The following is a 14,508-nucleotide window of genomic DNA, read 5'->3' on the forward strand; positions in this document are numbered from 1 at the left end:
TTAGTTTCTAGTAATTCTAGGGAAACGGATTAATATTTATCTAAAGGCTCTTTGCGGTTAAACAAGCCTTCTCTTAGTGAGGCTTAGTGTACTTAGTGCCTTAGTGGTAAAAGAAAGTGCTGCACTCACATTTTTTTCAAAACCTTAGCAGCCACTTCAATCGCATGATCAATATCTTCTTGAGTATGTACTGCATTAATATACCACAAACCTCTTCCAATTACACGCACACCACGATCATGCATTTGCGAAATAAATTTTCCCAGTCTCGCCTTATCGCAAGCCAGCGTATCCCGGTGATCTTTTATTTGTGCAAGATCCGTAAACGCTGTATTGAACATTGGTCCCGGGCCCTGCACAAGAAGATCCTGGTTTGCATCGAACGCTGCTTTTCTTAAACCTTCCATTAATCGGTTTCCCAGGGCAAACATGCGATCATATGGCTGTTCATTTTCAAGAACCTCAATGGTAGCCAATGCTGCGGCAATGGTTGGATTGCTTGCGTTCATGGTACCGGCATGTATCACTTTCGCATCTTCAATGGCATCCATCCATTCCTTCCTGCCCACTATTGCACTGATCGGATAACCGCTTCCCATGGCCTTGGCGAAGATGGACATATCGGGAGTGATGCCAAAATATTCTTGCGCACCGGCAAGTGAAAGTCTGAAGCCGGTGATCACTTCGTCGAAAATAAGAGCGATGCCATGCGTTGTACACAACTCACGCATGCCTTCTAAAAATCCCTGCTCCGGAAGAATACATCCATTGTTGCACATCACGGGTTCGGTGATGATTGCAGCCAATTCATCGCGATATTTTGCAACGGTTTCTTTCAGCAATGCAAGATCGTTCCATGGAAGAATAATGAACTCATCTCTCGCATGTTCAGGCAACCCTTCGCTCCATGGATACACATTGGGCGCATAGCGCTCTCCCAATGCGGGCGCATTTCCTGAAAGTCCCCAGGCAACATTATCGAACCATCCGTGATAGTGGCCCTCGAAACGAAGAAACTTTTTTCTTCCTGTCTTTGCTCTTGCTACGCGAAATGCCGTATGCACGGCGGAGGAACCATCGAGACAAAAACGCATCAACTCTGCAGAAGGTATAAGCTTGTTCAATTTCTCCGCCAGCTCAATTTCTTTTATATGTTGTCCTGCAAACAATTGTCCTTTCTCTGTATAATCTGCAACACTCTTTAACACATGCGGATGCGAATGCCCGATGATCAATGGCCCCTGGCTCAAAGTGAAATCGAGATATTCATTCCCGTCCACATCGTATATGCGGCTGCCATCTGCATGACTGTAAAAAATAGCATGCGGATGATTGTATTTTCTAAACTCAGAAGAAACGCCACCTGCTAAAACTTTTTTCGCTCTCTCCAATAGTGACGCGGATTTCGCGTAAGATACATTCTCCATAATGGACGATTTTTAAAATAACATTTTGATACTAGTAAAACTTCAAAAATCAAAAACATTTATTGTACGCTTGCCGATAGCCGGCGGGCGAATGCAATTCGCCCCTACACCCCCTGCTCCTCAGCATAACTTTCAACTTCAACAACTGCCGGCTTCCAATTCTCCAGCTTATATCCTTTGCTGGAAAAAAATACCAGCACAAGGTAACATGGAACCAGCACCAGCACTGCATTCTGTGGCCTTATGCTATTCAGGTCGATCAGTTTGCCAAACAACAAAGGGAAAACGCCGCCGCCTACTACAGACATCAACAGCATTGCTGAACCCACTTTTGTAAATTTCCCCAGGTCCCTGATGGCCAGTCCCCAAATCGTGCCCCAAAGCATGGCAGCTCCAAACCCCGTGCACACAAGGCAATACATAGAAATAACACCGGAGCTGTAATAGGCTCCCATCGTTAAAACAATGCCTAGTATTGCGCTCCACAACAATGCTTTTTGTTGTGATAAAAAACGTGGAATAAGAATTGTGCTCGCAGCATAACCTGCAATCATAGCATACAAGGTGTATTGCGTGAAATGACGTGCCTCTTCATAGGGAACGCCAAGTGATCTGCCATATATCACAATGCCATCAATAGGCAATCCTTCACATGCGGCAGAAAAGAAAAGCGCTACAATACCGATCAGCAAATAAGGATAGTGAAACACACTTGCTTTGTGTGTAACACTCGTAACTTCTTCACCGTTCCCGTCTCCCGTTTCGCTTATCTCAGGCATTTTTGAAAAATAAATGATCACCGCCAGCACAAGCAGGATCAGGGTTATGATGATGTAAGGATTAACGATCTTTAATGAATAACTACTTAGCAACGCTGCTTTCTCTGTGGGAGAAACTTTGTTTACATTGGCCACGATGGCATCTGCATCGAATAAGAAAATGGAACCAAGAATAGCGGTACTCAGGATGCCGGCAAATTTATTGGCAAGCCCCATGAAACCAATTCGCTGGGCAGTGCTTTCTATAGGACCAATGATGGCAACATAAGGATTGACGGCAGTTTGCAGCAGGGTAACGCCACCGCCCGTGATAAACAACCCGGTAAGAAACAACGGATATGTGCGTGTGTATGCAGCGGGAATGAACAACACTGTTCCTATTGCCATGACAACCAAACCTATCACCATTCCGTTCTTGTAGCCGCTTCGTTTCAGCACCCATGCTGATGGCAGCGCCATTGCGAAATACGCTATGTAGGAAGCGAACGCAACCAGCGATGCCTGTACGTTTGACAGATCCAGGCATATTTGAAAATAAGGAATCAAAATGCCCGTGAGCCACATCAGAAAACCAAACGAAAAGAACAATGTTGCGATGATGGAAAGCGGGTAAATATATGATCTTGTGTTTGCTGTCATTGCTGATGGTGTTGATAGGTTCTTACCAATTTTAAAAACTTATTTGCTATACCCTTGTCTTTTTTTTCTCACGCTGCGAAGGATACATTGCTGCAAGCCTGTAGATATCTACGTTAAATGCTGCAAATGCTTCATCCCATCGTTTTGCTTCATCGGGCGTATAAGAATAAAGCCCGAGGCAATTGCGTGTGCCTTTTGCATTTTTTTCTACCATGTTCTGCATTAAAGGGGGTATTTGTTCATCGTTACAAAAATGCGGAGCGAGCCTGTTGTATGTTTCGAATGCATCTTTCAGCCCCAGGTAGTCCAACCTTCTGAATATGCCCATGAGCGTTATCCATGAACCGACATCGTACCTGAATGCTTTATCAACATCTTCAAATGTTGCATCACCTTTGGCAACAATGCTCAGGCCTTCTCTGTACACTGCGTACATCAAACGATTGGTGACGAAACCACGAATATCTTTTCGCAATAGCGTAGGTTCCTTACCCCACTGATGTGCCAGCTCATATACCCATTCTGCAAGGACCGCATCTGTTTGCGCACCGCAGGTGATCTCCATGAATCGCGTGAAATAAGAAGGCTCCGCCCAGTGAATACCAAGAAAACGTTGTGGCGCAAAAAGACCTTTTTGCAACTCACTGATAGGTATTGCTGAAGTGTTGCTTGCAAGAATAGCATCGGTACTTATTATTGCTTCTACTTTTTTGTAGACAGAACGTTTTATTTCCGGAATTTCTATAACACACTCCAGCACAAGATCGCACGGGGCCAAAAGAAGATAGTCTTCTGAGATTACCAGTTGTGATAAATAACAATCAACCGGCCGGTCGAGCGTTCCGGCATCTTCACAAATCATTAAATGCTCGCGAATGCGTTGTGGCGCATCTTCCATATCTTCCGGGATGGGAGCGATAGCTTTCACCTTGTGACCCGCGATCAGCAGCGATACAATAAGACTTGTTCCCATAAGGCCAAGTCCTACCACGCCTACGTTTATTTTCTCTGTATCAATACTTTTCATTGGGGCGTATAATATTTTTTGATCTTGTAACTTCAAGACTGTGCTTTATTTGAAAATTTGAGGATTTGAAAATTTGAAAATTCTTTCTGTGTGACTTCTCATTTTTTTAATTAGCTCCTAAATTATCAGGGAGCAGCGATATATTCAGAATGCCGCACCCAAAGCATTTTCAAATTTTCAAATCCTCAAATTTTCACAATACAATCAATCTCCACTTTAATGCCCTCAGCCAATACGGACTGCACAGTGGTTCTTGCAGGTCTTACACCTTGAAAGTAGCTTGCATACACTTTGTTATACCGGTCAAACTCCTTGATATCACTGAGATGTACGGTGCTTTTTACAATCCGGTCCATTGTTCCGCCAGCCGCTTCTATGATTGCTTTGATATTGTCAAGTGTGCGTGTCGTTTCTTCTTCTATAGTGCCCAGTACGAACTGCGACGTTTTAAAATCGACAGAGGCCTGGCCGCTCACAAATAAAAAGCCATCCATAATTACGCCGTCGGAATAGGCGCCTGTAACGAAGGAAGGGTCTCTGTCGGGATGGTTCACTTGTATCTTATCCATAAGTATGTTTATTTCACAGGTTATGCAATGGCAAGCAAAATGATACAATCTGCCAGCGTATCACTGCATTATCTTTTTGTTCTATTTTACTGTAATTGTTGTTTGCAACAGGATATTATCTGATGCTGTGCCAGCCTGCAATTCATACTCTCCTGCTTCTACTACTTTTTGCATATCTGCATTGTACAGGCTGAGTTCGCTTATAGGAAGATCGAATGCAACTTTTGTTGTGCTTCCTTTTTTTATCAACACTTTTTCAAATCGTTTCAATTCCTTTACAGGCGTTTCTACGGAACTCACCTTATCACGTACATACAATTGCACTACTTCTTTTCCATCCATATCGCCGGTGTTGCTCACTGTTATTTCGATATGGCAGGTATCTTTTTGGGAGAAAAGTTTTTTCGACACTTTCATATCACTATACCTGAAGTTTGTATAGCTTAATCCTGTACCAAAGGCCCACAAAGCGTCTGGGCTTGAGAAAACATAATCTCTTCCCATGCTGTCAACGGAACCAGGTTTGTGATAATAACCTTTATCAGAAGGATAGTGATTGTAATACACAGGCAGGTGCCCCACACTTTGCGGAAACGACACATTGAGTTTGCCGGAAGGATTTATTTTACCAAACAACACTTCCGCGATGGCTGTACCACCTTGCTCGCCGGGATACCATTGTGTTACGATGGCTGGAATATTTTTCTTTACCCATGGCATGGCAAAAGGCTTTCCGGCTACAAGTACTACCACAACAGGTTTACCCGTTGCCTGCACCGCTTTTATCAAATCTTCCTGTGCGCCCGTCAGCGTAAGATCAGTGAGATCATAACCTTCGCCGCTTGTTGCATTTGGATATTTGTGGCCCGATGATGCGCTTGCTGACCCCACGAAGATCACTGCTGCGTCACTCTTTTGCGCCGCGGCAACTGCTTCCGCTATACCGCTTTTGTTTTGTGTATGTATCTGGCAACCTTTTGCATAGTTGAGTGTAACACTGTTTCCCACAAGTGTGCGAAGACCTTGCAAAGGTGTTACTCCATATTTGTTATCTCCCGTCCATGTATAATCACCAAACTGTACCTGGTCCGCACTCGGGCCAATCACCGCCAACGACTTGATATTGCTTTTGAATGGCAACAATCCATTTTCATTCTTCATCAGCACAATCGATTCTCTTGCAATATCCAATGCAAGCTGAACAGATTGCGGTGTATGAACAGCTGTTTTCAACAGTTCAAATTCAGGGTAAGGATTTTCAAAAAGGCCGATCATAAACTTTGCCCGTAATACCCGCGCTACTGCTGTATCAATGTATTTAACGGGCAATGCGCCAGTTTGTACAAGACTATCCAGCGTGCTATAGCAGTCGCTCCACACTTCCAGGTCAAGGCCTGCTTTCACTGCCTGCAAAGCCGCTGCAGCAGAGTCTTTTGCGGTATAATGAAAATTGTAAAGCATTTGAACGGAAGCCCAGTCGGAATAAACATATCCTTTAAAACCAAGCTCGTTACGAAGTATATCAGTGAGTATATGATGCGATGCAGCAACAGGCACCCTGTCATACGAACTGTAGGCATTCATGATGCTGAGTGGCTGCGCTTCTTTTATTACTGCTTCAAAAGGTTTCAGATAAATAGAACGCAACTCTCGTTCACCACCCGCTACTGTTGCGAGATTCAAGCCACCTGCTGGAGAGCCGTGTGCGACAAAATGTTTAGGTGTACAAACAATATCGACATCTTTGAATCCTTTCACAAAAGCAACGCCCATGCGTCCTGTGAGATAGGGGTCTTCTCCATAAGTTTCTTCCACCCTTCCCCAGCGCAGTTCGCGGGCAAGGTCAAGATCAGGGGACAGCACCTGGTTAGAACCTTGTGCCTTCAGCTCCGGCGCAATCATTTTCACCATTGCATTTACAAGCGATGGATTGAATGTACTGCCCAATGCAATGGCCTGCGGATAAATAGTGGCTCCACCGTGCACACAACCATGTAATGCTTCGGAAGATGTAAACACGGGAATACCGAGACGAGTATTCTCTACCATGTAATGTTGTATGGCATTGATCGCTTGCGCGTATTCTTCTACTGTAAGACCCATGCCTTCAAAAACGCCATAGCTAAGGCCTTTGAGCCTTTTATTCATTTTGTCCGCATCAATCTTTTTGCCATCGGCAAATTCACTGAATGACAGATCCTGCATTTGCGCTACCTTTTCCTGTAGCGTCATTCGCTTCATCAAATCCTTTACCCTTGCTTCTATTGGCGCTTTCGCATCTTTATAAAGAGGTGCTTCAACAACTTTTCTTTTGGGTTGAGCAAGCATAAGGCCGGGTACTATGGCAAATAAAAAAAGCAGCTTCTTTTTCATACGGTCACATCGTTTTGCGATCTTCTGCAATCGCTCATTTCAAAAATAATTAAACCCTATTTCGCTCTAGCATACTATTTACAACAATTATGATACTTTCTTACAGGGATGGTTTGAGATTCGAAATTCAATGTCGATTGGTTAAACATGGTGACTTTGCCATGTTAATGTCCTACGGACAAAAGGATCAGCTCTCTTATATTTTCTACTGACATTAATGCCCTACGGGCAATAGAACGTTTTCCGTAGGAAATCAATATCAATAGAAATCGGCACATCCGCACATTGTTGCCCGTAGGGCATTAATCTGTGTAAGGCGTAATCGACATTGTTGGCATCGAAGCCTGGCTTGCCGCGCAGGCGTACCAGCTACAATTGCGCAGTTGGCTGTCGGTGGGCCATACACAAAAGCTACCCTTCACATCAACACCGGCGGCCCGAATGTCTTTTGAATTTTGACTTTTTAATTTTCACTTTTCTCTCACCTCTATCGCAATAAATAATCCGGAAACTCTGCTGCCCTGGAGCCTGACTTGCTGCGCAGATCATTTTTCCCGCCATTGTCGGGATACAATGGCACGAACATGCCTTGTCCCTTTTTCAACTCATCAAACATATCCTTGTTCATTTTCGTCACAACATTTTGATAAGCGGAATCTCTTATAAGGTTCTTCGTTTCCTGCGGATCATTTTGCAAATCATATAGTTCATCGGTATCCCATATACCCGTGTAGTGAATGTATTTATAACGATCACCTCTCAATGCATGTATCGTAGGCGTTTGCGGGAAATTCCGCTCCCAGTAATATTCATACAGCAATCCTTTTCGCCACTCGGTGTTCTTGCCTTGCAGCAACGGAAGAAAACTTGTCCCATCCATATATGATGGTGCTTTCAGTCCGGCAGCATCAAGCAAAGTTTCTGCCACATCAATGTTTGCAACCACATTGCTTACAACTGTGCCTGGTTTTATAAGATCAGGACAATACGCCAGCATGGGTACACGCATGGATGCTTCGTAAGCGGTGCGCTTGTCTATAAGGCCGTGCTCGCCAAACTGAAAACCATTATCACCCATGTATATGATCAGTGTTGAATTCAATAAACCTTCCTTTTGCAATTCATCTAACACGCGGCCAACATTTTCATCAACGCTGTATAATGTTTCTGCATAACGTTTGTAATACTCGCCTATATCAAGACTGCTATGGTAAGGGAACTCTACGCCGTGCCATGAGTTCCGTTGATTTTGTAACCACATAGGCGCATCGGTACAGCTGCCGGGCGCCATAGTAAGTGGTGCCACAAATGTGTGATCTTTGAACATTCCCTTGTTGCGTGCAGCGGGCACAAAATCTGCGTGCACACCCTTATGTGAGAGGTACAACATAAAAGGTTTGTTCTTATCGCGGTTCTTCAAAAAGTCTATTGCATAGTCAGTAAGCTCATCGGTGATGTATCCTTTTTGTGCTACGTGCTTTCCATTTACATTTAATCCATTCGCCTCCGGCAAATAAGAGCCCTGCCCTTTGAAAGACACCCAGTAATTGAAGCCACGTTGCGGTTCATCATGGTCGCCACCCATGTGCCACTTGCCTATCATTGCCGTCTGGTAGCCGATTTGCTGCAGGTATTGGGGATAAAAAACAAGATTTGCATCAACCGGATTATTGTTGTCAACCACTTTGTGTTTGTGTGCATACAAGCCTGTGAGAATAGACGCACGTGATGGAGAACACAATGAAGTTGTTACAAATGCATTCTTCAAATATGCGCCGCCACTTGCGAGTTTATCGAGGCTTGGCGTTTTGATAAAAGTTTGTGCTTTCAGAAAACCCAATGCATCATAGCGATGGTCATCTGTCAAAATGAAGATGATGTTCCGTGGTTTTGCACCTGCGATTTTTTGCAAAGTAAGCGAGCCGTTGGGCTGGCGCACCACACCATTTTGCGCAAGCGTAAACAATGGCAAAGCGAAGCCAATGGCAACAAAAAGCAGCCTGTAGTAATGATTTGCTTTGAAGTTTTGCTTCATCATTTGGTCAGTTAGTTTTAATGTCGTTTTTCTACCACTAAGGCACAAAGGACACAAAGTTTCACTAAGGCATTCTCTTAGTGTAGCTTAGTGCACTTGGTGACTTAGTGGTAATTTTTGAGATGCTCCACATCTCTGTTTCTTGTCAACTAAAGTTCGCACTTTTTTTACATCAACTTTATTGCATAGTCGCCAGATCCTAATTTCACTTTGATCGTTCCGTTTTGTTTATCCACTATTACATTGGATGCGTTCTTTGCCAATACAACATCATCCAATAATATTTTTTTATTGCCCGGCAAAACAACTTCTCCGGTTGTGTTTGCAGGAATGGAAATATTGTAGGTAATAGCATCCTTTGTTCTTGTCCAGGCCGCCTTCACATTGCCATACATGCTCTGGTGCGAGGCTTTTGCCCATGTAAGTTCCGGTGCAAAATACGGACGGAACAAAATGCGTTTGAAACCGGCTGCATCTTTATCAGTATTGATTCCTGCAAGATTTTTATAGAACCACGCACTTACGTCACCAAACATGATGTGGTTGTGCGACTCTGTACCGTTCCATTGTTCCCAAAGGGTTGTAGCGCCTTGCTCTATCCAGTTGCCCCAGCTGGGAAATGTGCGCTGGTTCACAATTTTGTAGGCAACATCAGGACGACCGTTGTCTGATAGTGCATTCAACAAATATTTTGTACCCAGCATGCCGCAATCAAGATGGTTATCATTTTTCTTTACACTATCTGCCAATGCCGCAAGCGTGGGCTTTAAATTATTTCCGCAAAGTCCCTGGTAAATTGCGCAGGACAATGCGGTTTGACTTCCTTCTCCATAAACGCCTTTATTGTGATAATAACGTTTGTTGAATGCATCATTTATCGTTGTGGCAAGCGCTGCATATTTTTTTGCATCATCGGTATAGCCAAATATTGTCGCCATTTTCGAGAGTAACATTGCATCTACATAATAGTACGCCGTCGATGTGATATCTGCAGGCGTTTTTGTTTTTGCAGGCGCCCAGTCTCCCAATCCAATGCTCACAATGTTATTCTCCGCTTTGGTTCCGAGGTAGTCGACATATCTTTTAATGTGCGGATACATTTGCTGTAATATCATTGCGTCGCCGCTGTACTCGTACATGTACCAGGGAATGAGCACCATCGCATTGTCCCAGGCGGGACCATTTCCCCAGAAATAACCCCAGCCGGCAGTTGGCACGATAGCAGCCAATTCCCCTGTTGCTTTCTGTTCGTCAGCAATATCGTTCAGCCATTTTGTATAGGCATTTTGCGACCTGAAATTATACAGGCCGGTTTCTGCAGCCAGGTGCGCATCACCTGTCCAGCCATTCTTTTCGCGCTGCGGGCAATCAGTGGGATAACCCATGAAATTGCTTTGATACGAATTGAGCGTAGCTTGCTGAATACTGTTGAACATTTCGTTGGAACATTCAAAGCTTCCGGCACTTTCCATCGCAGTGTGTACTTTAACACCCGTCAACATTTTTTCATCGGGGGTTTGGGTCAAGCCGCTCACTTCAACATACTGAAAGCCATGATACATAAAGGAAGGATGCCAGGTTTCTGTCCCTTCTCCTTTGCAGATGTATTTATCTGTCTGCACCATTTTGCCCGCCACGTGTTGCGCAATATCTGCCTGGTCCACGCGACCATTGGCATCAAGACGCTCCGCATACTTCAACGTGATGGCTGTTCCTGCAGGCGCATTGATTGTAAGCTCTGCAAAACCGGCGATATTTTTTCCAAGATCAAATACATAAATGCCGGGAGATGGTTGTGTTATTTTTTTGGGAACGAATCTTTCCGTTGCATTCACGGGTTGGATCATTTGTGCTTTCAGCTTTCCCGCGGGGCCGCTTGCTATCAACGGCGCTAACCAGTTTGCATCATTAAAGCCGGGGCTGTTCCAACCTTTTGTTTCTTTCGTTGCATCGTAGAACTCGCCTTGTCGTATGCTGTTAAATACAATGGGACCTGGTGCTGTTTTCCACGACTCATCTGTGGCAACAATTGTTTTGCTGCCGTCTTCAAATATCATTTCTATTTGCGCCAGCAGGCAGGGCGCACTTCTCCACTGGGCATGGTCATAACCCCAAACATCTTTCGTAAACATGTTGTACCAGCCATTTCCCAAAGTCACTCCTATCACATTCTCGCCTGTCTTTATTTTGTCTGTAACATCGTACACAGAATAGAGTACCGTTTTATCATATCGTGTAAAAGCCGGATCAAGTAAGCGCTCGCCGATCTTTTGCCCGTTCATGCAAGGTACATTGTAACCAATGCCGGAAATATAAAGTCTTGCCTGCTTTACTTTTTTCGACACGGCAAATGATTTTCTGAACTGAGGCGCGGCATCACCGGCCTCGGGCTTATCTTCTTTTATGTGTAATTTTCTTTGGCCCACGAACGATGCCCAATCATACACTTTAGGTGCAGAGAGCCATTTGCCCTGCCAGTCATCCTTCTTCAGCAATGCCATTTCCCAGAATGCCACATCACTATATTCAGATGCTTTGTCATTGTTGTTCCACACACGTACTTTCCAATAATAACGCTGTCTTGAATTAAGTTGATGATCTTTAAAAGGAACCAACACTGAGCGATCGGACTTCACTTTTCCACTGTTCCAGATATCTGCGTTTTGCTCTGTCAACTTTTCGGGTGAAGAGGCAATCAAAACCTGGTAAGCAGATTGAAGGTAACTTTTCTCTGCACTTTCAATAACCCATGAAAGGCGCGGCGTTTCTACATCAATGCCCACGGGGTTTGAAAGATATTCGGTTGTTAATTTCGTTATCGCAACCTGCGCGGATGAAATTGTTCGCGTTGCTGCAATAAGAAACCACAGTGATAAAAATATAAGTCGCTTTGTCATTAGTTGTCGTTCAGTTATTTGTTCGAAGCCGTTGCAATATTTTTTGGAGTTACTTTCAATAGTCTTGTAACGCCTGTTGGTGTTCCTTCCACTGCCATGATGGTGAACTTAGTTTGTCCATTTTCATTGGTGAAAGCCACCGTACGTCCCCACTCTACATCCATGATTTCTCCCGGCTCAAAGCCAAGTCCTGAAAGCGTTACATCACTAACAGGATTAGGCGATTCGTGATTGATGACAAATACATAGGCTGCTTTGTCATTTGCACGCACCGTTACTTCCATGTCAGGATTTGACGAATAAGCGTGAGAAGAAATCTTCGTGTCGGCAAATACATCATGCACCAGGTTATATAACTGCGTGCGGGAAGCAGTGTCCCCTTTGAGATAGGTTTGGAAATAAGTGTCTTGCAAGCAAAATCCGAGTAAATAAGTTTTCCCTTTTCCTGTTTGCTTTTGTATGAGCAATGGCATGCCTGAATTCATTTTGCCCGCAACTGTTCCATCTGCATTGCGGCAATTTCTTGGTGAAACAATATTGAGATCATATTGCTTGCCAAACGTAGTACCTGCTGCTTTGTCAAATACTTTCAGCGGCATTGGCGGCGGCGTCTTTAAGCCGTGCGCCCACTGCGCAGGCAGCATGGAGAAGGGGTTCCATTGGCCTTTTTGCAAAGCTCTGTCAGTTGATGCTTCGCTTACTCCAAATAATTTTTTCATGCTTTGCAGCGGTTGCAGTGCGGCGTCCTGTTGTGGTACGCAATCTGCAATCACGATGCCTCCATTTTTCACGAAGCGTTCAATATTGGCAGCAACTTGCGCAGGCATTACTTTTACATCTGCCAGCACAAGAATATCATAACCATTCATTTTTTCATCGGTTACCTGTTCTTCATGAATGATGTCCATTTCTCCAAATGCACGTTGGCAAAGCTCAAACGTAAGCCCCACGTTGAAACACTCTTCGTTCAATTGTACGTATTGGCTTCTTGGAAACAGAAAACATGCACGGGATTTTGTTTTAGATGCAGCGAGTATTTCACCGCCAACTTTTTGTATCGCACGCATACCTTTTCCAAGGTCATCCCAATGACGGGCGTCTTGCGGAATGTTGATGCCGGTGATAATAAAGTTCGCGCCATTTGCTATGGCGGTATAAGCAAGCTCACGTTCGCCCCAATATTGCTTTTCCATTTCTGCATTCATGTAGCGACGGAACCAACCTTCGTTATAAGTGCCCAACCAAAAACCAAGTTCTTTCTTGTACGTTGTAGTAAGGTTGCGCATTTGCGCCATGGTGTAATGCATTTGACTGATGCGGGGATTAGGCAATTTACCGTATTCACCGTAGCGATAATCGAACATGGTGTAAGGATAAATATCGTAGAGGAACAAATCCGCAAACTCACCGCCCCAGTGAAAAATATCGTCTATGCCATATTTTGAGTCAGACTCTACACCACCGCCCATCGTGTTGTGACTGTCGTGTGTCATTACGATCTTTGGTCGTGCGTCGAATGCTTTTACTTCTTTGTAAATATTTTTCCATGCTACTACAAATGTGCTTGACTGGAAGTTGATGAAGTCAAGATGTTTCTTCGGATCTTTTTTTGCTTCTGCATAGCTTGCCGGCATTGCGTAGCCATATTGCTTTTTGAATGCATCGGTGGTTTCTTTGCGATAATCAAATGCTGTAGTATCGGCATGGAAAGGCTCATCCATATAAGGAAACATCGTGCCTGGGTTTGACAACTTTTTTATGCTGCCAAGCACTGGGTCTATTTGCTTTCTCACTGCATTCATGTATTCAGGGGAATACACGCTATAAGGTGGGGGGTCATTGCGTTTAAAGAGTTGGACCCCGTTAGAGGTCCAATCTACTTTCATACCAATTTGCTGAGCATAGTTTAGCACATGCTCATTTGCACCACTTTTTGAAAATTCACCTGAGGCGATCTGAGTAAAACCATGCGCAATAATATTGTGCATTGTTTCCTTCATCAGCTCATCGGAGAGTGGAAGCTGCTCATCTCTCCAGCCTTTGCCGGAGGGTACAGGAGTAAACTGTACCGCCGCCGGAAAAGCATTGGATCTTATAGTATCCGTAGGGGCCGATTGTTGCGCGAAATTTTTCGTTCCGGCAAGCAACAAAATAGCAAGTATATAGCCGTGATTCTTTTTCACTGTTGATTTTTTACCTCACCCCAACCCCTCTCTAAAGGAGAGGGGCCAGTCGCCGTTAAAACAAAGACGTCTATAAAATCAAACATCTTTTTAAGCCGAGGGGCGATTTATTTATTTATTATTGTTTACTCTAGTTCTTGCTTCTTAATTCCTAATTCCTAATTTCTAATTTCTAATTCCTGAACTACTTCACCCATCTCGCATACAAAATCACATCAAGATATATCGGTTTCTTAGTAATGTCGTATGCAGGAAATTTAGGTGCCGCGGTATTTTTTGTAGGATCAGGATTGGCGTCTGCAGAATTTGCATACCAACCTGCAAATGTAAAACCCGCGCGTACAGGTGCCGGTGCATTTTGCACGAGCAAACCCGCAGTGGCAGCAACGTTTACGGTATCGCCTGCTGCATTGGTCTGGTTAAGAATAAATGTAACCTTGCAGGTTTTATCTACTTCTTCATTATTTTTTTTGCATGCATTGATCAGTCCAAAACAGCCGATGAATGCAATGGATAGAAGTGCCAGTTTTATTGTTGATGTCTTCATTGTCTTTACTTAAAAAGTTATTGAATGAATGC

Annotated in this window: 9 protein-coding genes; all 9 read right to left on the reverse strand. The window is 44.0% G+C overall.

Going from position 1 to position 14,508, the window contains the following annotated elements:
• Window positions 1–125 precede the first annotated feature (125 nt).
• The 9 genes from KTO63_RS17655 to KTO63_RS17695 all read right to left on the reverse strand — a co-directional run bounded on the left by KTO63_RS17655 (window position 126) and on the right by KTO63_RS17695 (window position 14,476).
• Window positions 126–1,427 carry an aspartate aminotransferase family protein gene (locus KTO63_RS17655; RefSeq protein ID WP_217792823.1) on the reverse strand — a complete coding sequence of 434 codons (1,302 nt, stop codon included), beginning with the start codon at window positions 1,425–1,427 and terminating at the stop codon, window positions 126–128.
• Between the two features lie 104 nt (window positions 1,428–1,531).
• Window positions 1,532–2,845 carry a sugar MFS transporter gene (locus KTO63_RS17660; protein WP_217792824.1) on the reverse strand — a complete coding sequence of 438 codons (1,314 nt, stop codon included), beginning with the start codon at window positions 2,843–2,845 and terminating at the stop codon, window positions 1,532–1,534.
• Between the two features lie 46 nt (window positions 2,846–2,891).
• Window positions 2,892–3,872, reverse strand: coding sequence for a 3-hydroxyacyl-CoA dehydrogenase family protein (locus KTO63_RS17665; RefSeq protein WP_217792825.1), 981 nt, complete (start codon window positions 3,870–3,872; stop codon window positions 2,892–2,894).
• A 185-nt stretch (window positions 3,873–4,057) separates the two neighbouring features.
• A complete protein-coding gene (locus KTO63_RS17670) occupies window positions 4,058–4,441 on the reverse strand; it encodes a RidA family protein (protein ID WP_217792826.1) in 384 nt (127 codons plus the stop codon).
• 81 nt (window positions 4,442–4,522) lie between these two features.
• Window positions 4,523–6,814 (reverse strand): glycoside hydrolase family 3 N-terminal domain-containing protein, encoded by a 2,292-nt coding sequence (locus KTO63_RS17675; RefSeq protein WP_217792828.1) that lies wholly within the window; start codon window positions 6,812–6,814, stop codon window positions 4,523–4,525.
• Between the two features lie 487 nt (window positions 6,815–7,301).
• Window positions 7,302–8,852, reverse strand: coding sequence for a sulfatase family protein (locus KTO63_RS17680; RefSeq protein ID WP_217792829.1), 1,551 nt, complete (start codon window positions 8,850–8,852; stop codon window positions 7,302–7,304).
• A gap of 164 nt (window positions 8,853–9,016) precedes the next feature.
• The gene (locus KTO63_RS17685) at window positions 9,017–11,746 is read right to left on the reverse strand and encodes a glycoside hydrolase family 78 protein (protein ID WP_217792830.1); all 2,730 of its coding nucleotides are present in this window, start codon (window positions 11,744–11,746) and stop codon (window positions 9,017–9,019) included.
• A 14-nt stretch (window positions 11,747–11,760) separates the two neighbouring features.
• Window positions 11,761–13,929 carry a type 1 glutamine amidotransferase family protein gene (locus KTO63_RS17690; RefSeq protein WP_217792832.1) on the reverse strand — a complete coding sequence of 723 codons (2,169 nt, stop codon included), beginning with the start codon at window positions 13,927–13,929 and terminating at the stop codon, window positions 11,761–11,763.
• A gap of 184 nt (window positions 13,930–14,113) precedes the next feature.
• Complete coding sequence (locus KTO63_RS17695; protein ID WP_217792834.1) at window positions 14,114–14,476, reverse strand: InlB B-repeat-containing protein; 363 nt, start codon at window positions 14,474–14,476, stop codon at window positions 14,114–14,116.
• Window positions 14,477–14,508 lie beyond the last annotated feature (32 nt).

Origin of the sequence: Pinibacter aurantiacus, from assembly GCF_019130065.1 — a bacterium.
Classification (GTDB): Bacteria; Bacteroidota; Bacteroidia; order Chitinophagales; family Chitinophagaceae; genus Pinibacter; species Pinibacter aurantiacus.